A 19,428-nucleotide genomic window follows, 5' to 3' on the forward strand; every position below is an offset into this window, starting at 1 on the left:
GTAATGGCAAATATCGATCAGTCCAACTGAGCGAAATGATGATTCGCTGACCATTCGCCTCAGGGACGCCGCACAGACGCTCCACACCTGCCCCATAGGGGCCGTGAAGTTGCCCGGGGCCGGCGGCTTCAGGCGCGCGTCGACTCGCGCTCGATCAGCGACCAGTCGAGTTCATGGAGAGTTCCCTCGCCGACCTCGCCCGGCCCCTCCAGGGCCCGCTTGACGATGATGTCGGCGATCCGTTCGAACTGGTCGACCGGGCCGACTGTCGAGAGCGAGGGCTCGGTGAGTCCCGCATCCGGGGTGTTGCCCACACCGATGATCGCGACCTCCTCCGGAACGCGGATACCGAGCCGGTGGGCCGCGTTGATGGCGGCGATAGCCGCGAAGTCCGTCGTCGCGTAGAGGGCGGTGGGCCGCTCGGGCGACGAGAGCAGGTCGAGAGCCACGGCGTACGCTTCGGCCTGGGTCTCCTCGTAGACACCCACGCGGTCGGCGCGCACCTCCAGGCCGGCCGCAGCCATCGCATCGCGGTAGACGGTCAGGCGCGACGGCGAGTTGTTCGCGTTCACACGCGACGTCAGGCAGGCGATATCGGTGTGCCGTTCGAGCAGGTGCTCCATCGCGATGCGGCACCCCGGAAGCGACTTCGAGCGGATCACGTCGAAGCCCTTCGGATCGATCAGGTCGTCGAAGACGACGACCTTCTGGCCGCGCCCGACCATGGTGGCCAACCGCTGCTGGTCTGCCGCAAGGTCGGGACCCAGTCCGATGTAGGCGACATCGGCGCGTTGCAGTTCGAGAGCCGAGAACCAGTCGCCGTCGGCGAGGATCATCGACGTCAGCCCGGCCTCCTTCGCAGCGGTATTCGCGGCAGCGGCGAGCGCGAGAGACCAGGGGTCGCTCAACATGTTCAGCGACAACATCACGAGGCCGGTGCGGCCGGTCCTGACCGCACGGGCAGAGCTGTTGGGGTAGTAGCCGAGACGCTTCACGGCCTCATGGACGCGTTGCGCCGTGGCCTCGCTGATCCCGGCATCCCGGCCCGAGAGCACGAACGAGACAGTCGTCGTGGAGACACCCGCTTCGCGCGCGACCGTCTTCAGGGTCGGGCGCGCAGGTGCCTGCCCGTTTCCGTCTGCCATCGTTCCACCTCCGATCGGAGGCAACGCTATACCAGCGTGAAGTATTTCAGCCCGTTTCGCCCGGGGGCCGCGTTCCCCCAGACGCGCCCATCGGACGCATGCGTCATCGACTTGAGGCAAATCCTCGCCTGACTGCCGCCGAGACCGCGATTTGCCTCATGTCGTTACTCGGAACGAGGTCCTTCCGGTGCCCGAGTTTATCCAGAAGTTCGCCCGCTCCTGACGCGGCCTCGCCGCCGATCCCCGAGACTGCGGTCGTTCGTCACGTCCGCGCCCCGCTCGCCCGGGGGCAGACGTCACGTGAAGCAGCAGAAGCCGCCGCCGCGCGCCCCCGTCTCAGTCGAGGTGGAACACCTCGGGGATGGGCATCCACCGGTCGCCGTCGGCACGCTCGGGAAGCGGCCGCTGCAAGGCATCGGTCAGCGCGTGCCACCGCTTCGTCGCCGGGTCATCGTTGACGCGTGCCATGTCCGCGTCGAAATCGTCGCCCACGTACTCAAAGTACGAGAAAAGCACGTCGCCCTGGCGGAAGATCGAGTAGTTGCGCACGTTGCCCGCCGTCAGGGCCGCGAGCACCTCGGGCCACGCCTCCGCGTGCAGCCGCTCGTACTCGTCGACACTCTCGGCGGGGATCCCGATCACCGAGGCGATCCGCCTCATTTGCGCTCCCCTGCGGGCCGGACGCGCAGATGCGTCATGCCGCCGTCGACCTCGAGCGCGGTGCCGGTGACCGAGCCCGACAGCGGGCTCGCAAGGAAGGCGATCGCGTCCGCGACCTCGTTCGGCTGAACCATGCGCCCCGTCGCCTGCCGCGCATCCAGTGCCGCCCGCTCCCCCACCGGGTCCGCGAACCCTTCGAGCATCCGCTCGACGAAGGGGGTCGCGACGGTCGCCGGGCTCACGCAGTTCACACGGATGCCCTCCGCGATGTGATCGGTGGCCATCGCGTAGGTGAGTGCGAGCACGGCGCCCTTCGATGCGCCGTACAGCGCACGCTGCGGCAGCCCGTTCAGCGCAGCGACCGAGCACAGGTTCACGATCGCGGCCGACGGCGACTGCCGCAGCCACGGCAGCGCCGCAGCGGTCACGCGCGCCATCCCGGTCACGTTCACGTCGAGCACGCGCGCCCATTCGGCGTCGTCGTTCTCCTCGACCGTTCCGACCGCGCTGATGCCGGCGTTGTTGACGACCACGTCGATCCGGCCGAACGCCTTCGCGACCGACGAGATCGCGCGCTGGACGCTGGAGCTGTCGGTCACATCCGCCTCGAACGCGACGAGTGGATGCCGGACCGACTCGGTCGCCCTGTCCAGCACCGCGACCCTGGCGCCGCGGGCCGCGAGCGTCTGCGCCGTGGCGAGGCCGATGCCCGAAGCGCCGCCGGTGACCACGGCCACCAGGCCGTCGAAGTCGCTCATGCCTGCACCATCCCCTGGCGCGCGCGGCCGAGGCCGTCGATCTCGAGCTCGACGACGTCGCCGGCGCGCAGGTACGGGTTGCCGGGGATGCCGAGCGCCACACCGGCGGGCGTGCCGGTGTTGATGACGTCACCGGGGTGCAGCACCATGAACTGGCTCAGGTACCAGATGACGTGGGCGACGGAGAAGAGCATGTTCGCCGTCGTGCCGTCCTGGCGCGCCTCGCCGTTGACCCAGAGGCGCAGGCCCAGCTGCTGCGGGTCGGCGACCTGCGAGGCCGGAACCAGGTCGGGACCGAACGGGTTGAACGTCTCGCAGCTCTTGCCCTTGTCCCACTGGCCGCCGCGTTCGAGCTGGTATTCGCGCTCCGACACGTCGTTGGAGACGGCGTAGCCCGCGACGTGGGCGAGCGCTTCCTCGGGCGAGTCCAGGTAGCGCGCGGTCGACCCGATCACGACGGCGAGCTCGACCTCCCAGTCTGTTTTGACGGATCCCCGCGGAATGAGCACATCGTCGAATGGTCCGACCAGTGTCGACGGGTCCTTCATGAAGACCACGGGCTCGACGGGAGGGGTCTGACCGGTCTCCTCCGCGTGATCGCTGTAGTTGAGACCGATGCAGACGATCTTGCCCGGGCGCCCGATCGGCGCCCCGACGCGCAGGGTTCCGGCGTCGAACCCGGGGAGCGAGCCGAGCGCATCCGCCACCCGGGCGAGCCCGTTGGAGGCGAAGAAGGCCGGATCGAAATCGGATGCGATGGAGCGAGCATCGAGGGTGCGTCCGGCGTGACGCACCACGGGGATCTCCTCGCCGGGCGCGCCCAGGCGGGCGAGGGTGAACTGGTCGGTCATGCGTTGCCTTTCGTCGTGTCGAGCTGGTAGTAGGTGCGAGCGGTGCCCGCGAGGATGGCCTGCCGGTCGTCGTCGAGAAGCCCGGACAGGAGGTCTTCGATGCCGCGCCACACCCGGGTGTAGCCGCCGGCGATGAGCGAGACCGGCCAGTCGCCGCCGTACATGAGGCGCTCCGCGCCGAACACGTCCAGTGCGTGTTCGAAGACGGGCCGGATGGTGTCGACCGTCCAGTCTCCGGGCTGGCCCACAGCCGAGTACAGCCCGGAGACCTTGCCATAGACGAGCGGATTCGCCGCCACGTCGCGGATCAGCGACGCCCACGGTTCCCGGTCGGATGCTCCGATCGGCGGCTTGTTGAGGTGGTCGAGCACCATCTTCAGGCGCGGATGCCGCTCCGAGATCGTGAGGACGGCACGCAGGTGCTCGGGGAGCACGCCCACGACGTCGAACGGGATGCCCGCGTCTTCGAGGAGGCCGAGTGTGGCGTCGACTTCGCCGCGCTGCAGGTAATGAGCGTCGGCACGGTCATGGATGAGCGCGCGGATGCCGCAGAACAGGGGCTCGCGCTGCAGCTGGGCCAGCCGAACGGCCGCCCGGTCGGGCTGGTCGAGCGGAACATAGCCGACGATCCCGGCCACGATCGGGTTCTCGCGAGCGACCTCGAACATGTGGTCGGTGTCGTCGTCGTTGTCTGCGGACTGGACGAGGACGGTGCCGGTCACGCCGGCCGCCTCCAGTTCCGGCAGCACGTCCGCCATGGCGAAGTCGCGGAACAGCGGCCCCGAATCCGGTCCGAGCCAGGCGTATTCCGCCCGCCCGAGATCCCACACATGCTGGTGCGCGTCGATGATCCCGCTCATGCAGCTTTCCCCTCGCGGTCGTCGATTGGTCTGATGACTCCTAAGCTGTGCGCATGGCAACTGACGCAACGGACGGCATCCCGACCCGCTCCCGCTCGAACGTCGTGATCGACGGCATCCGCGACATGATCACCAGCGGACGCCTGGTGCCTGGCTCGAGGCTGCCGGCCGAACGCGAGCTGAGCGGTCTGCTCGGGGTGTCGCGCGGGCCGCTGCGCGAAGGGGTGCGTGCTCTCGTCATCCTGGGTGTGCTGGAGACGCGCCAGGGCGACGGAACGTACGTGACGTCCCTGGGTCCCGGGCAACTGCTCGAACCGCTCGGGATGCTCACCGAGCTGCAGAGCCCCGAGGACAGCGTGCACATGCTCGGCGTCCGGCGCGTGCTCGAGCCCGAGGCTGCCGCACACGCTGCCGTGCGGATGACCGAAGCCGACCTCGCCGAGGCGGAGCGCATCCTCGCTGTCGGCCAGACGCTCCTCGACGGCGGGACGGACGTCGATCTGGAAGCCGCGATCGATGTGGACACCGACTTCCACAGCCTGATCGCCCGCGCCAGCGGCAACCCAGCGTTCGCGGCGATCATCGAAGCGCTCGTGGGGCGCACGGCGCGCGCGCGGCTGTGGCGGGCCATCCACCAGCACGGGGCGGTGGAGACGACCCAGCAGGAGCACCGGGCGATCCTCGACGCGCTGGTCGCCCGGGATCCGGACCGGGCGCGCATCCGGATGAGTGTCCACGTACTGGGGGTCGAGGAGTTCACGGCGGCGCACCTGAGTGCGACCGCGGGGCGCGCCGTCGACGATTCGGACGCCCAGAGCTGACAGGTCAGGCACTGCGCACCAGACCGCGTTCGATGAGGGCCGTCCAGAACGCGTCGGGGATGCGTGCCCCGTAGCGTCGCGCCGTCTCTGCGGCCTGCTGCGCGGTTCGGACCCCGACGACCACGGATACGACAGCCGGGTGACGAAGCGGATAGGCGATCGCAGCCTCGGGCAGGGTGAGGCCGAACTCCTCGCAGGCATCCGCCAGGGCGTTGGCGCGGGCGATGAGCTCGGCGGGCGCCTGCTCGTAGTTGTACGACGCGTCGGCGGGCGGACGAGGCGTCGCCAGCAGGCCGGAGTTGTAGACCGCGGCTGCGACGATGCCGACGCCCCGCTGCTCGGCGAGCGGCAGCAGGTCGTCGAGCGCACCCTGCTCGAGCAGGGTGTACCGGCCGGCGAGCATGATGAGGTCGATGTCGTGGCGGCGCACGAACTCGGCCGGCATGGCCGACTGGTTCATGCCGGCGCCGACGGCACGCAGGACGCCCTCCTCGCGGAGTTCGATCATGGCGGGGATGGCCTCGGCGTGCGCCTGGTCGCCGTGCTCATCGGGGTCGTGCAGGTAGGCGATGTCGATGCGGTCGAGGCCGAGCCGTTCGAGGCTTTCGAAGAGGGAGCGGCGGATGCCGTCGCGGCTGAGGTCCCACTCGCGGCGCACGGTGGCCGGCACGGCGAAGCCTTCGGTGTCGACGGTGCCCTCGGGATAGCCGCTCGGCACGAGGAGGCGTCCGACCTTGGTGGAGAGCACGAATTCGTCGCGCGGCCGCTGTGCCAGCGCGGCGCCGAGGCGACGTTCAGAGAGCCCGAGGCCGTAGTGCGGGGCGGTGTCGAAGTAGCGGATGCCCGCATCCCATGCCGCGTCGACGGCCGCGACGGACTCCTCGTCGGTGGTCTCCCGGAAGAGGTTGCCGAGCTGGGCGGCCCCCATCCCCAGCTCGGTGACGGACACACCGGATCGAAGAGTGCGGCTCAGCATTGAGGGACCTCCCTGGGACGTGGATTTCTAAAGGTTAGACCACCGATGCCCAATTCGCGATATTCGCTGCCGTTTTCGATCCCGCGCTCACAATTGGTTCTACCAAAGCGCCAGCGGACGGCAGCCTGCCTCGCGTGGATCTGATGTCTGCGGTCATTCGTTACGTCTGCGCCCCGCTCGCCGCAGCGCAGTCGTACCGTGCGACCGCAGACACCGGGGTTGCACCGCCGGCAGCGGCCGGGCGGCTCAACGGGTCGGCCGGGAGAAGTCCCAGATGAGGACCCCGCGATCGTCGGGCAGCGCGGCGGCGGGCGCCGCCTCAGTCGAGAGGTAGGGCGCGACCTGCCGCTGCCAGCGCTCGTTGACCGGATCGGCGTCGAGGAGCGCGGTCATCCGGTCCCGGTCCTCCGCGACGACCTCGTGCGTCAGGGTCGTCCGGTTGCGGTAGATGCGCCATTCGACGACCCCGGCGGCACTCAGCGCGCCGGCGACGTCGGCGGGGATGGCGCGATGGAACTCCTCGTACGCCTGGGCCAGCCCCGGACGGAGACGGGTCGAGAACTCGAACGAGTCGTGAGGCATGGGCCCCTCCTTGACGTACTGCGGTGAACGACGGTGAATGTGGTTGGTAACGTTACCAGATCATCCAACACCTCCACTACAGTTCGCTGCCCCTACCCTGTATACTTGTCGGCAAGTACCGACGATGGAGATGCCCAGATGACGACAGCAGACTTCGCCTCATACGGCCGCAACACCGCACGCGGCCCGAAGGATCGTGTCGAGCCCGTACTGCGTCCACGGCCCAAGGTGCAGCCGCACCGCATCTCCGACTGGGTCTACGACCAGCTCTGCGACGCGATCCGCACTATGGAACTCGCACCGGGCGCCCCCCTGTCGGAGCCGAGCCTCGCGACCCACCTCAACGTGAGCCGCGCCCCGATCCGCGAAGCGCTCACGCGACTGGCCGACCAGCGCCTCATCACCGTGATCCCCCAGGTCGGAACGCGCGTCGCTCCGATCCTCATGGCCGAAGTCGAAGAGGCCTGCTTCATCCGGTCCGCGCTCGAGTGCGGCGCGTTCCAGAAGGCCATCAACACCCCCGATCTCGACACCCGCCCCCTCCGCCACGCGCTCGAGCTCAACGTCGCGGCCGCCGAAGCACACGACGCCGAAGCCTTCTTCGAGACGGACGAACAGCTCCACGAGGCCGTCTTCGCGCTGGCCGGTGTTCCTCACGTGTGGGACGTGATCCGCGGCATCAAGCTGCATCTCGACCGGCTCCGCCGCCTCCACCTCCCCGATGCGGTCGGCAATCCGGCCCTCGTCGCAGAGCACACCGCGATCGTCGAAGCGCTCGAAGCACGCGACGAGAAGGCGGGGCTCGACGTCATCCGAAAGCACGCCAACCGCATCCTCGTCGACAGCGACTCCCTCCGCACGCGTTACCCGCACTACTTCGAACAGTGATCGTCGACAGCCATCAACTCGATGCGGAGGAGCTGCCGCGCTTCCTCGACGCGCGTTCCCTCCTGCAGCCACACGAGACCGTCACGCAGATCACCCTGCTCGAAGGCGGAGTGTCCGGCACGGTCTACCGTGTCGGCACCAGCGACGGGCGCGAGTTCGTCGTCAAACGGGCGCTCGAACAGCTGAATGTCGCCGACGACTGGCACGCCGACCCGGCGCGGGCGATCCACGAAGCGCGGGCGATCCGCGTCCTGCACGCCCTCACCCCGCAGAACGTGCCCGAGCTCTTCGACGCAGACGAAGAGACCAACACGATCACCATGGAGGCGGCGCCGGCCGACTGGCTGACCTGGAAGCAGCGGATGCTCGCCCCGGCCGAGACCGCCGGATCGATCGACCACGTCGCGATCGCCCGGTCACTGGCGACCGCACTCGCATCCTGGCAGCGCACTGCGCTCCACCACCCCGCGGTCCTCGCCCGGTTCGCGGACAAGTCGCTCTTCGAGGCGCTGCGCGTCGACCCGTTCCATCGGGTCATCCGCGGCGTGCATCCGGCTCTCGCTCCGGCGATCGACGCCTGCATCGATGAGCTCGAGCAGGCGGAGCTGACGCTCGTCCACGGGGACTTCTCGCCCAAGAACGTGCTCGTGCCTCCGACGCCGGGACCGACGCCGTGGGTCATCGATTTCGAGGTCGTCCATGTCGGGCATCCCGTCTTCGATGTCGCGTTCCTCTGTTCGCACCTCATTCTCAAGTCCATCCATCTGCCGCAGCGGCGCGCGGAGGTCGACGCGGCACGGTCCGCCTTCCTGGCGGGCTTCGAGGCCGAAGTCGACGGCGTGCTGCGCAGTGCCGCGACGGCTTCGCTCGGACGCCACACCGCGTGCCTGCTGCTCGCGCGGGTCGACGGCAAGTCGCCCGCGTCGTATCTCACGGCCGCTGAGCGCGAGACAGTGCGACAGCTCGCAGTCGACGTGCTCGCGAGTGCCGACCCGGAAGCCGCCTTCGCCGAACTCACCGCCGGCGCCGAGCACTCAGCTAGCAGGGCGCACCCAGCAAGCGCCGAACTCACCGCCCGCAAGGAGCCGTCATGACTGCACGCATCGCAAGGATCACCGCGTTCGAAGCCCTGGATTCGCGCGGTCGCCCGACGGTTGCGGCCCGACTGGAGCTCACCGACGGAACCGCAGCGACCGCGCACGCGCCGTCGGGAGCGTCGGCCGGTTCGCACGAGGCGAAAGAGCTCCGGGATGGCGGCACACGCCGAGGCGGACTCGGGGTGCTGAACGCGGTCGACAACGTGGCGTCGCGTATCGCGCCGGCGCTCCAGGGCATGGTCTTCGACGATCCGAGCACCGTCGACGACGCTCTCGCGGAGCTCGACGGGACCGACGACTTCTCGAATCTCGGAGCCAACGCCACGCTGGCCGTCTCACTCGCGACCACGCTCGCGGTCGCCGCCTCCGAACGCACCTCCGTCGCACGCTGGCTGCAACCGGAGGGCGACCTGCTGCTGCCGATGCCGATGGTCAACATCGTGTCGGGCGGCGCGCACGCCGGCCGCTCGATCGACATCCAGGACGTGCTCGTCGTCCCTCATGGGGCGAAATCGTTCGCCGAAGCGATCGAATGGTGTGCGGATGTGCGCGACGCGGCGTCCGCGATGGCCGTCGACTCAGGCGTTCCGGGCGCCTCCTTGGTCGCCGATGAGGGAGGGATCGGCATCCCGTTCGCCAGCAACGCCGATGCGCTGCGGTTCGTCGTCGAAGCGATCGAGCGCAGCGGGCACCAGCCGGGCGAGGAAGTGTCGCTCGCCATCGATGTGGCCGCGACCCAGTTCTTCGCCGACGGTCACTACCGGCTCGACTCCGAGAACCGTGCGCTGAGCGCATCCGAACTCATCGACGAGCTCGCGCGGTGGATCGACGACTATCCGGTGATCTCGATCGAGGATGCCCTGGCCGAAGACGAATGGCGCGACTGGGTGACCGCGACGCGGCTGCTCGGCTCACGCATCCAGCTCATCGGCGACGACCACTTCGTCACCAACGGGGACAGGCTGGCCCGAGGTGTCGCGGAGGGTTCTGCCAACTCGATCCTGGTCAAGGTGAACCAGAACGGGCTCGTATCCCGGTCGCGTGCTGTGCTCGACACGGCCCGGGCATCCGGATACTCCACGGTCGTCTCGGCACGTTCCGGCGAGACAGAGCAGTCGTGGCTCGCGGACTTCGCGGTCGGATGGCGCGCCGGGCAGATCAAGGTCGGCTCGACGCACCGCTCGGAACGCGGCGCGAAATGGAACCGCCTCCTCGAACTCGAGGCGACAGAGTCCACGGTCTTCGCCTCCACCCAGCAGCAGCACGGCCTGCCCGTCGGGTCGCTCGCCGCCGCACCCGCGCCCACCCGCTGACGGCGCAGGCCTCGCCCGCCTCCGCTGCCTCCGCTCGACGTCTGCGGTCGCTCGTCACGTCTGCACCCCGCTCGCGCGACCGCAGTCGTGACAAACGGGCGCAGTCACCGCTGCCGTGACCCAGTCGCGCTGACGCACGGGCTTCGCTCGCCGCCGCACCCGCGCCCACCCGCTGACGGCGCAGGCCTCGCCCGCCTCCGCTGCCTCCGCTCGACGTCTGCGCCCGTTCGTCACGTCTGCACCCCGCTCGCGCGACCGCAGTCGTGACAAACGTGCGCAGTCACCGCGCGGCACGCCCGTGCGCAGTAGAGGGACGTGCCGGGCCACAGGCCGGGCACGTCCCTCCCCCCAGGATCAGGCGAGCTTCAGCTCGACAGCCGCGGAGCCGAACCGCGGCATCTGAAGCTCGACCCGACGACCGTCGACCTCGATGGGCGCACGCCGCACACCGATGACGCTCGCCCGCCAGGCCTCGGCGACGTCCGATCCCGCGATGACGCCCACGGTGACCTCCGACTCCGCGAGCGACTGCAGCCGCGCCAGCACCGTGCCGCGCGCCGTGCGCGTCACACCGATCAGGCGGATGCGCCGATCGTCGACTTCGAGCAGCGATCCCGCCTCGCTCTGCGCACCTGACGGGTCGGCCGCCACCGCGAGGAGCGGCCGCACCAGGTCCAGCGCCAGGTCGGCGCTCTCGACGCCGGCCGCCTCGGCCGAGTCCGCCGCGAACCCGCGCACCCGGTACCGGAACACCGTGTCGAACGCCTGGCCGGACGGAAAGTTCGTGTCCCAGATGTTGTTGTGGATCCACGAGAAGACCGTGCCGGCCTCCGGCGCCGCCAGCGTTCCGGGGAACGGCGCGAAGGGCAGCGCGATGTCGCCGACCTGGATGAGCGGAGCATCCTGGGTGACCAGAGTCGCCGCCCTCTCGCCCGCGTGCAGCAGCACCCAGTCCCGCACCGCGTGCATGTAGTCCGCGCCTCCCGGCACGACCGGGATGTCCGTCCCGGCGACCGACCCGGACACCTCGTAGCGCACCGTCGGCTGCTCGAGCGCGAACGGGAACGCGAAGAAGCCCGACTCCTTGTCGACCGTGTACGACTTGGCCACCCGGTTCGTGATGTCCACGAAGTCCGCCTCCGCGTCGAGCCGGAGCGTGGTCACGATCGAGTCGACCCCGACACCGAACACGCGGTAGCGGAGCCAGGAGCCGAGCGCATCCCGGCCGGCGTCCTCAAAGGCCACGTGGGTCGGGATGGCTCGATCCGCGAGCAGAACGAGGTCGGGCCCGCTGTCGGCGACGAAGCCGGAGAGGTGGTTGAACTCCCCACGCGGCGCGAATCGGTCGTGCACGTAGGCGTTGAACCCGAACGCGGAACCGTTGTTCACGAGTTCGGCGCCCGACCCGAGTTCCCGGATGGAGGCGATCGCCCCCGTGCGCGGATCGACCGTCACGCGCAGCACCCCGTTGTCGAGGTGCCACACAGGCTCGCCCTCGCTCGCGAAGGCGATCGTGCCTTCCGGTGTCGCGGCCCGGCCCCGCGCATCCGCGATCACCACATCCACTCGACGAGACCCGAAAGCCGGAACCGAGTCGACGCGGATGTCGAGGAAGCGTCCCGAGTCGCGGTGCACAGGGTTGGTCTGGTTGCGTTCGGTGAACGTCAGCTCGAGCCCCGTCTCGGAGTCGATCAGGCGAACGGATGCGGTGGAGTGCACGAGACTCTCCGGCAGGAACGCCGACACGGTTCCGCCGCGCGCCTGGCCTGCCGTGTTCACCACCCAGATGGATGCGTCCCCCGCGCCGCCCTTGCGCTCGGCATAGGCGCGCAGCACCTCCTGTGTGAGCAGCCAGGACTCCTGCTCGGCACGGATCGCCTTCTCGGCCTTCCAGTGCCACTGGTCCGTTCCCGTCGAGAAGGCGATGTCGCCGTGCGTCCACGGGTTCGCCGCGCCCCAGGTGTGCTCGTCGAACAGTTCTACGCTCTCCCACGCGGCGTCGATGCGCCCCGCGAAGCCGGGGACGCCGTCGCCGCCGAGCATGGCGTCGACCGAGCCGGCCTGCGACAGGGCCGCCTGCGCGCCGCGGTTCATCTGCAGGTGGCGCGCGGCCGAGCCGATGCCGTCGGCCCACCAGTCGTTCCAGTCGCCGGTGAACGTCTGAATCTCGTCCGCGTGCGCCACCTCGACCTGTTCGAAGAAGTCCTGCGTGCGGGTGATCTCGAGCTGCGGGTACTCCCACCGCTGATTCCACGCTTCGACGATCTCGGAGAGACGCCGGTTCGGCGGGCAGTTGTCGCCCACCCGGCCCATCACCCGGAGGTGGAGCTCGTTCCACGGGTACGGGTCGCGATCGAAGTCGCGGTCGCCGAGCGCGAACCCGAACACGTTCTCGTCATACGGGAACGGAAGGGTCTCCTCGTTCAGCAGGTACAGCGGCAGCAGGTCCTCCACGTGGTCGACGGAATCCGCGAAGCCGAGGTTGGCCGCCTCCTGGTACGCCATCCCTTCAGCCGTCGTCGTCATCCAGACGAGCACGCTGTTACCTGCGGGCGACGCCCAGCGGAACAGCCGGGGCAGCTTCTCGCCCGCGGGGTCGAGATACGGCACAGAGCGGCCCGCCCAGTTGTGGGCGACCGCCAGGTATTTGACGCCCGCGTCGGCCAGCGCATCCACGGTTCCGGCGACGCAGCCCGGCACATCCGTCTGGTACGCGACCGGCAGCTTCAGCCCGTACCGCGTCGAGATCTCGCACGCATAGCGCAGCAGGCCGAAGAGTTCTTCAGTCGAGCAGGTCTCGGTGTGCAGGTTGAACGGGAGCGCGGCTATCTCGATCGTGCCGGCCCGCACCTGGGCCATGAACCGTTCGACCGTCTCGGGGCGTCGCCGGGCGATCCACTCGCGGAGCACCCAGATCGACTCGACGCTCCACCGGAACGCGGCCGCCCCCTCGCCGCCGTCCGCCTCGGCGAGCCGCAGCGCGTCGTCGAGGTAGGCGAGCTGCTCGGTGATGACCCGGCCCTGCAGGTCGGTGTAGCCGATGTCGAAATGGGAATGGTGCACCAGCGAGATGTTCCAGGGGCGCACCGGGCGCACCTCGAAGTCCACCGCATCCTCACCGAGCTCGGGGAACGCGACCCGGATGACGGCCGCCTGGTCGAAGGCGGGCAGGAAGAAGCGCTGATCGTCAGCCGCATCCGCCGCGGCGAGTTCGCGCGTGGTTCCGTCGGGGAGTTTGACCACGGCGCGCGAGAGACGCATGGCCGAACGCACGCGGATCGGCTGCTCGGAGCCGGCGTCGCCGCGACGGAGCAGCGGCTCGGCGGCCAGCTCGACGCGGACACCGCCGACTTCGAACGACTGGAACGCCCGGTTGCGCAGGCCCCCGATCGCACGGTCGTGGTCGAACGGGTAGGTACGCCGAAGGGACGGCTGGTCCACCATCTGGAACTCTCCTTGGTTGTTGTGCTGGTCGGATGCGCTGGATGCGTCGGTCGGATGCGCTGAGTGCGCTGGGTCGCGCGGGTCCGCGCTGGATGCGCCGGTCGCGCCGGTCGCGCCCGTTCAGAGGTTGCTGGTGAGCCCGGTGACGAAGAACCGCTGGAACACCAGGAAGACGATGATCGCCGGGGCCGACACGACGACCGCAGTGGCAAGGATCGCCGGCTGGGACAGTGCACTCGTCTGCGTCTGCAGAGAGGCGAGGGCAGCCATCACGGGCTGGTTCTCGGGGCTGATCGTCAGCGAGATGCCGAAGAACAGCTCGTTCCAGATGTAGATGAACTGGAACACGAAAGCCGCCACGAGCGCGGGCCGCAGCAGCGGAAGGAAGACGCTGACGAACATCCGCCACCACCCCGCCCCGTCGAGCTTCGCCGCCTGCCCGATCTCCGACGGGATCGTGATCAGGAAGTTGCGCGTCACGAAGAAGGCGAACGGGATGCACAGGGCGATGTAGATGATGATCAGGATCGTCCTCGTGTCATAGATTCCGAGCTGCACACTCGCCTGGTACAGCGGCAGTGCGAAGACCTGCAGGGGCAGCAGGGTGCCCGCGTAGATCAGCCAGAACCAGAGCTTCGTGCGCCGCACCGGCATGATGACGAGGCCGAAGGCGGCCATCGAGGCGAGGAGGACTGCGACCCCCGCACCCACGAGCGCGTACAGGAGGCTGTTCAGGAACGGCCACCCGAACTGCCCGGCGACCCAGCCCTGCACCACATTGTCGAAGAAGGCGAAGCCGGCCGGCCACCACACGGGACTGCCGGTGTAGGAGTGCACGGGCGTCATCGCGTTGACGACGACGAGGTAGGTCGGGATGACCCAGATGAGCGTGAGCACGATGACGGTCGCGTTCCTCAGCAGAACGCCCGGTCGGAGCGACGTCTTCATAGTTCATGTCCAATCTGGCGGCGGAGGTAGATCCACGAGCAGGCGACGACGATGATCGTGAGGATCACGGCGATCGCGCTTCCGACCGCCGGGTCGAGCAGCAGGAACGACTGCCGGTACATGGAGAGAGCGAGCGTCTCGGACGAGCGGTTCGGGCCGCCCTGCGTGAGCACCCAGATCACGTCGAACGCCCGGAGCGCATTCGTGATGGTCAGGCCGATGACGACGATGGTGGTCGGCCGGAGCTGGGGGAAGATCACGTCCTTGAAGCGGATCCAGCCGTCTGCGCCGTCGATGGCCGCGGCCTCCGTCGTCTCGCGCGGGATGGTCTGGAGGCCGACCATGAAGAGCACGACATTGACACCGGTCGACTGCCACGACGCGATCAGGATGGCGGCGATCACGTTCAGCGGCCAGTGCAGCAGCCATTGGATGGGCGAGTCGGCCGACATCAGGCCGAACGCGCTGAGCGCCTGGTTGAGCGAGCCCTGGCTGGTGAAGATGATGTTGCCGATGATCGCGACGATCGTTCCGGCGAGCGCGTACGGGAGGATGACGACCGCCCGCGCCATAGCACCGAGCTTCATCGCGCTCGTCATGATGGCGATGCCGAGCCCGAACAGGACGGGCAGGATGAGGGCGCCGATCGCCCAGATGAACGTGTTGAGGAGGGACAGCTGGATGTTCGGGTCCTGGAACATCGTGACGTAGTTGTCGAACCAGACGAAGCCTCCGCCGCCGTCGGCGAAGAACGACCGGACGATCGTGTACACGAACGGGACCAGGAGGACGATGCCCACGAACAGGGCGGCGGCCCCGAAGAACGGCGCGGACGAGAGGCGGTCGCGCACCTCGTAGTGCGGCTTGCCCGTGCGGCGGCGCTGAGCGCGAGTCGTGCTCGGGGGCTCGATCACGGTACGGGGCGGGTCTTTGAGTGTCGTCATGCGATCGCTCCTGTCGCGTCGGTGAAGAAGGTGAAGCGTTGGGGGGTGGGCCGGCTCAGCCTGCCGGCCCACCCCCACGCGATCAGCCGATGCTGGGATTCTTGTCCCAGCTGGCCCATTCGGTCTTGGCCTGGTTCTTGAGGTCCGACATCGTCTTATCGGGGTTGCTCGGGTCGACCATGAAGCCCCCGAGGGTGCTGATGGTGGACTGCACGAGCTTCGGAGGAAGCGACTCGTAGTAGCGGTTCAGCACTACGGGCTTCTGGGAGGCCACATCCGCGGCGACACTCTTGATCACGGGGTCGGTGGCGATGACTTTCGGGTTCGGCGAGGAGTCACCGATGAAGCCACTCCAGACCGACTGCACGGGGGCGGTCAGCCAGGCGGCGATCGCCTTGAGCGCGCCGGCCTTGTGCGGTGCGTTCTTCGGAACCGCGATCGCGCCACCCTCGAGGAACACGCCAGGTGCCTGGCCGTCGGTCATCGACGGGGTGAGGAACGCGCCGTACTCGGAGTCCGTGAGGCCGGCGGTCTTGAAGAGGCCGTTGGCCCAGGTTCCCATCGGGACCATGGCCACCTTGCCGGCCTTCATCGCTGCCGGGCAGTCGAAGGTCTTCGTGTCGGCGGACGTCGTCCAGCCGTTCTTGATCCACTTCTGCCAGGTCGTCAGCGCCTGCTTGACTCCGGGGTCGTCGAACTTCGCCTTGTTCTCGGTGAGCTTCGTGTAGAGATCGGGAGAGACGGCACCGACGAAGGTCTGGAACGGAACGAACGACGGCCAGCCCTCGCTCTGCCCGGTGCAGTACTGCTCTCCGATGCCCTTGAGCTTTCCGAGGTCGGACTCGAGGTCGGACCAGGTCGTCGGGGGAGCGTCGATGCCCGCCTTCGTGAACGCGGTCTTGCTGTAGAAGGTCACCCAGTACGACTGGACGAACGGAACCGCGAAGACCTTGCCGTTGTAGGAGTAGTACGGGCGCAGATCGTTGCTGATCTCACCCTTTGCGACCGCGTCGTCCCACTGCTTCGTGAGGTCCTGCAGCTGACCGGTGGCGGCGAGGCCCTGCAGCATCTTGCCGCTCCACCATTTGATGATGTCGCCGGACTTGCTGGTCGGCAGCGATGCCAGGACGGTCTGCGTGTAGTTGGCCGTCGACGGTAGCGCGATCGGGTTCAGCGAGTAGCCGGTGGTCTTGGCGATCTCGTCGCCGGCTTTGACGAAGCCGTCTTTCCACTGCGGGTTGTCGTTGTACATCGTCAGCGGCTGGATGCCGCCTTTCGCCGTGGAGTTGTCGCCGGCAGCGCTGCACCCCGTGAACGCGGTGCCGATCAGTGCGGCCGCCGTGATGGCCAGAAGCGCTTTGGTCGCTCGCCTCGGCCTGAGGACTTTCCGTTCCATATACTTCACCTCTCTGTGAGTTATGCAGGTGCGGAGCTCGGAGGCTCTACATCGCTTTTATCCTTGCATACAAGTATCCAAGGATCCAGACGAAAGTTCTCCGGCTGGATCCCGTCTCGACGGAGTCGTTTTGGTATCGTTACCAAACCACATCAGAGGGGTAGTACGTCAAGACCTCGCACATCTCGATCTGGTAACGATACCAGCGAGCGGGCTCAGCGACTGCTCCCGTTTGTTACAAGTGCACCCCGGTCGCGCAGCCGCAGACGTTCCGAGACGCGGCAGAAGCCGCGAGGACGCGGTCGGCTCAGCGCGGCACGACGGCGGGCGGCGCGGCGTGACGGCAGGCATACGCTGCAGGATCATCGGCCAGACGCAGCGGAAGCCGCGGTCCCGGTGAAGGGGCCGCGGCTTCCGTGGTCAGGACGGGGTCAGCCGCCGAAGGTGACGGGCGCGATGGGCGCGACAGGAGCGACGGGAGAGACGGCCGGGGTCGGCGTCGGGAGCTGCACCACAGGGGCGACCGAAGGCGCTGCGGATACGGGTGCTGGGGCGGATGCGGGCGCGGAGTCGAGCCAGGTGCAGCACGGCGACCGGTGACAGGCGCAGTCTCGTCGGGCGAGTGCAGGCCGATCTCACGCAGGCGGTCGTCGGACCATCCGGCCTGCTTCGCAGCCTGCCACGCGACCTCGTATTCGAGGATCGCAGCATCCAGAGCGTTCATACGCTGGGCGAGTTCGCGGACCGCGCCGATGCGGGCCTTGATCTCCGATTCGAGAAGCGCATTTGCTCGCTGAGCAGCCATGTCGGGGTCCACTGAGATTCCGTAGGGGGTGTTCACGATACGTCCTTCCGTTCAAAATGCGGCGCCCCAGGAACGCGGGCGATGTGTGTCGTCAGGGTTCTTTCGGAGCAAAGGCTGTAACTCGGGTGTGTGCAGACTGAGCCTAGCCAGAAAGAACGTTCTGTGGGTTGTTTGGGGGACATTCGTTCGTCCCCCAAATCGGGCGTCACGCTGCCCATTCTGGCAGACCGGTCGCGACCACCCGGACGTCGGAGGCTGATGCCAGACTGTTCCCGTGCTCCTCGACGCGCTCGTGACCACCTCCGATGCCGTCGCCTCCACTCGGTCGCGGCTGGCGAAAGTCGATGCGCTCGCCGACCTGCTGTCGCGACTGGAGCCGGAGGAGATCGCTCCCGCCGTCGGTTTCCTCGTCGGCAAGCCGCGGCAGGGTCGTGTCGGTGTCGGCTGGCGCGGCGTTTCCGCCGCGATGGGAGAACCAGCGGAGATGGCAAGCCTCACCATCGCCGACGTCGACGTTCTTCTCGATCGGCTGGCTGCCGCATCCGGAGCGGGTTCTGCGGGCGACCGCAGCCGGGAGCTCCGCGACCTCACGGCACGCGCCACCGCACGCGAACAGGACTTCATCGCGCGAGTGCTCCTCGGCGACATGCGCACGGGAGCGCTCGAGGGCGTGCTGACCGACGCCGTCGCACGCGCATCCGATCGCTCCGGCGAAGTCGTCCGTCGCGCCGCGATGCTGTCCGGTGACCTCGGGGAGACAGCCAGGCTCGCGCTCACCGGCAGCGCCGACGAACTCGATGCCGTCGGACTGGTCGTCGGCCGCGCAGTGCTTCCGATGCTCGCCGCCTCCGCCGGGAGCGCATCCGCCGCACTCGAGACCACCGGCGAGGCGTCCGTCGAATACAAGCTCGACGGCGCGCGCATCCAGGTCCACCGCGCGGGCGACAGCATCCGCGTGTTCACCCGCAACCTCGCCGACATCACCCACCGCGTGCCCGAAGTCGTCGAGGTGGTCCGGCGCCTCCCGGTGCGTGATGTGATCCTCGACGGTGAGACCCTCTCCCTCGACGAGGACGGCGCCCCGCGGCCGTTCCAGGAGACGATGTCGCGCTTCGGTGCGGATGCGGCCCGCGAGACGCTCCTGCATCCGTGGTTCTTCGATGTGCTGCACGTCGACGGGCGCGACCTGCTCGACGAGCCCCTCGCCGTCCGGTTGGCCGAGCTCGAGCGCATCGCGGGTGAGCATCGCATCCCGGGAGAGGTCACCGCCGACCCCGAGGTCGCCGAGCGCGTATCCCGTGAGGCTCTCGCGGCCGGCCAGGAGGGCGTCGTCGTGAAGGCGATCGGGTCGCCGTACGCCGCGGGCCGACGGGGCTCGAGCTGGATCAAGGTCAAGCCGGTGCACACCTACGACCTCGTGGTGCTCGCCTGCGAGTGGGGTTCCGGCCGACGCCAGGGCTGGCTGTCCAACCTTCATCTCGGCGCGCTGGATCCGACCGGCGAGTTCGGCGAGCCGGGCGGCTTCGTCATGGTGGGCAAGACGTTCAAAGGGCTCACGGATGCGGTGCTGCGCTGGCAGACCGAGTACTTTCCCACGATCGAGACCCGGCGCACGGCCGGCACGGTCTGGCTCGAACCATCGACGGTGGTCGAGATCGCGATCGACGGCGTGCAACGTTCGAGCCGCTACCCCGGTGGAATCGCCCTCCGGTTCGCGCGAGTCAAGCAGTACCGCGACGACAAGCCGGCGGCCGACGCCGACACCATCCAGACGCTTCGCGCACTGCTGAAGGAGTAGCCGCGGCTCCGGTCCGCGGCGTGGATTCCCCCCAATCGGGTGCAATTCGGGCGCGACCGGCGTAACTTAGCGATATATCGCGTTGTGACTCGATTCGTCACGACAAGAAACCCTCGGTGAGGCGGACCAATGGACCGTAATT

17 protein-coding genes are annotated in these 19,428 nt (G+C 68.4%); 5 read left to right on the forward strand and 12 right to left on the reverse strand.

Translation table 11 applies throughout. The annotated features are described in order from the left end of the window. Positions 1 to 128: 128 nt before the first annotated feature. The 5 genes from AAYO93_RS17675 to AAYO93_RS17695 all read right to left on the reverse strand — a co-directional run bounded on the left by AAYO93_RS17675 (position 129) and on the right by AAYO93_RS17695 (position 4,274). Positions 129 to 1,145: a LacI family DNA-binding transcriptional regulator gene (locus tag AAYO93_RS17675; protein ID WP_345762489.1), complete on the reverse strand. Its 1,017-nt coding sequence runs from the start codon at positions 1,143 to 1,145 to the stop codon at positions 129 to 131. A gap of 336 nt (positions 1,146 to 1,481) precedes the next feature. Continuing rightward, positions 1,482 to 1,805, reverse strand: coding sequence for an L-rhamnose mutarotase (locus tag AAYO93_RS17680; protein ID WP_345762490.1), 324 nt, complete (start codon positions 1,803 to 1,805; stop codon positions 1,482 to 1,484). Beyond that, a complete protein-coding gene (locus tag AAYO93_RS17685) occupies positions 1,802 to 2,563 on the reverse strand; it encodes an SDR family NAD(P)-dependent oxidoreductase (protein ID WP_345762491.1) in 762 nt (253 codons plus the stop codon). Before AAYO93_RS17685 ends, AAYO93_RS17680 begins: the two co-directional genes overlap by 4 nt. Continuing rightward, the gene (locus tag AAYO93_RS17690) at positions 2,560 to 3,414 is read right to left on the reverse strand and encodes a fumarylacetoacetate hydrolase family protein (protein WP_345762492.1); all 855 of its coding nucleotides are present in this window, start codon (positions 3,412 to 3,414) and stop codon (positions 2,560 to 2,562) included. Before AAYO93_RS17690 ends, AAYO93_RS17685 begins: the two co-directional genes overlap by 4 nt. Then, a complete protein-coding gene (locus AAYO93_RS17695) occupies positions 3,411 to 4,274 on the reverse strand; it encodes an amidohydrolase family protein (RefSeq protein WP_345762493.1) in 864 nt (287 codons plus the stop codon). The genes AAYO93_RS17690 and AAYO93_RS17695 overlap by 4 nt, the downstream gene beginning before the upstream one ends. 53 nt (positions 4,275 to 4,327) lie before the next feature. Between AAYO93_RS17695 and AAYO93_RS17700 the strand changes: the two genes are divergently transcribed. Beyond that, the gene (locus tag AAYO93_RS17700; RefSeq protein WP_345762494.1) at positions 4,328 to 5,095 is read left to right on the forward strand and encodes a FadR/GntR family transcriptional regulator; all 768 of its coding nucleotides are present in this window, start codon (positions 4,328 to 4,330) and stop codon (positions 5,093 to 5,095) included. 4 nt (positions 5,096 to 5,099) lie between these two features. Here AAYO93_RS17700 and AAYO93_RS17705 read toward each other — a convergent pair whose 3' ends face one another. Then, positions 5,100 to 6,071, reverse strand: coding sequence for an aldo/keto reductase (locus AAYO93_RS17705; protein ID WP_345762495.1), 972 nt, complete (start codon positions 6,069 to 6,071; stop codon positions 5,100 to 5,102). 246 nt (positions 6,072 to 6,317) lie between these two features. Next, positions 6,318 to 6,653 carry an L-rhamnose mutarotase gene (locus tag AAYO93_RS17710; RefSeq protein ID WP_345762496.1) on the reverse strand — a complete coding sequence of 112 codons (336 nt, stop codon included), beginning with the start codon at positions 6,651 to 6,653 and terminating at the stop codon, positions 6,318 to 6,320. Positions 6,654 to 6,791: 138 nt separating this feature from the next. Between AAYO93_RS17710 and AAYO93_RS17715 the strand changes: the two genes are divergently transcribed. The 3 genes from AAYO93_RS17715 to eno are packed head-to-tail and all read left to right on the forward strand — an operon-like array spanning position 6,792 to position 9,951. Beyond that, a complete protein-coding gene (locus AAYO93_RS17715; RefSeq protein ID WP_345762497.1) occupies positions 6,792 to 7,541 on the forward strand; it encodes a GntR family transcriptional regulator in 750 nt (249 codons plus the stop codon). Then, the gene (locus AAYO93_RS17720; RefSeq protein ID WP_345762498.1) at positions 7,538 to 8,635 is read left to right on the forward strand and encodes a phosphotransferase family protein; all 1,098 of its coding nucleotides are present in this window, start codon (positions 7,538 to 7,540) and stop codon (positions 8,633 to 8,635) included. Before AAYO93_RS17715 ends, AAYO93_RS17720 begins: the two co-directional genes overlap by 4 nt. Further along, positions 8,632 to 9,951, forward strand: coding sequence for a phosphopyruvate hydratase (gene eno / locus AAYO93_RS17725; protein ID WP_345762499.1), 1,320 nt, complete (start codon positions 8,632 to 8,634; stop codon positions 9,949 to 9,951). Before AAYO93_RS17720 ends, eno begins: the two co-directional genes overlap by 4 nt. A gap of 354 nt (positions 9,952 to 10,305) precedes the next feature. Here the strand turns inward: eno and AAYO93_RS17730 are convergent, their stop codons facing one another. The 5 genes from AAYO93_RS17730 to AAYO93_RS17750 form a co-directional block, all read right to left on the reverse strand. Further along, positions 10,306 to 13,395: a hypothetical protein gene (locus tag AAYO93_RS17730; RefSeq protein ID WP_345762500.1), complete on the reverse strand. Its 3,090-nt coding sequence runs from the start codon at positions 13,393 to 13,395 to the stop codon at positions 10,306 to 10,308. A gap of 120 nt (positions 13,396 to 13,515) precedes the next feature. Continuing rightward, positions 13,516 to 14,343, reverse strand: a complete 828-nt coding sequence (locus AAYO93_RS17735; protein ID WP_345762501.1) for a carbohydrate ABC transporter permease — start codon at positions 14,341 to 14,343, stop codon at positions 13,516 to 13,518. Then, positions 14,340 to 15,287 (reverse strand): carbohydrate ABC transporter permease, encoded by a 948-nt coding sequence (locus AAYO93_RS17740; RefSeq protein WP_345762502.1) that lies wholly within the window; start codon positions 15,285 to 15,287, stop codon positions 14,340 to 14,342. The genes AAYO93_RS17735 and AAYO93_RS17740 overlap by 4 nt, the downstream gene beginning before the upstream one ends. An 82-nt stretch (positions 15,288 to 15,369) precedes the next feature. Next, entirely contained in the window at positions 15,370 to 16,683 is a 1,314-nt protein-coding gene (locus AAYO93_RS17745; protein ID WP_345762503.1) for an ABC transporter substrate-binding protein, read from the reverse strand. 307 nt (positions 16,684 to 16,990) lie between these two features. Further along, entirely contained in the window at positions 16,991 to 17,524 is a 534-nt protein-coding gene (locus AAYO93_RS17750) for a hypothetical protein (RefSeq protein ID WP_345762504.1), read from the reverse strand. 238 nt (positions 17,525 to 17,762) lie between these two features. On the opposite strand from AAYO93_RS17750, the gene AAYO93_RS17755 reads away from it, so the two are divergent. Then, the gene (locus AAYO93_RS17755) at positions 17,763 to 19,286 is read left to right on the forward strand and encodes an ATP-dependent DNA ligase (protein WP_345762505.1); all 1,524 of its coding nucleotides are present in this window, start codon (positions 17,763 to 17,765) and stop codon (positions 19,284 to 19,286) included. Positions 19,287 to 19,428: the final 142 nt, after the last annotated feature.

The organism is Diaminobutyricibacter sp. McL0608 (genome assembly GCF_039613825.1).
Classification (GTDB): domain Bacteria; phylum Actinomycetota; class Actinomycetes; order Actinomycetales; family Microbacteriaceae; genus Diaminobutyricibacter.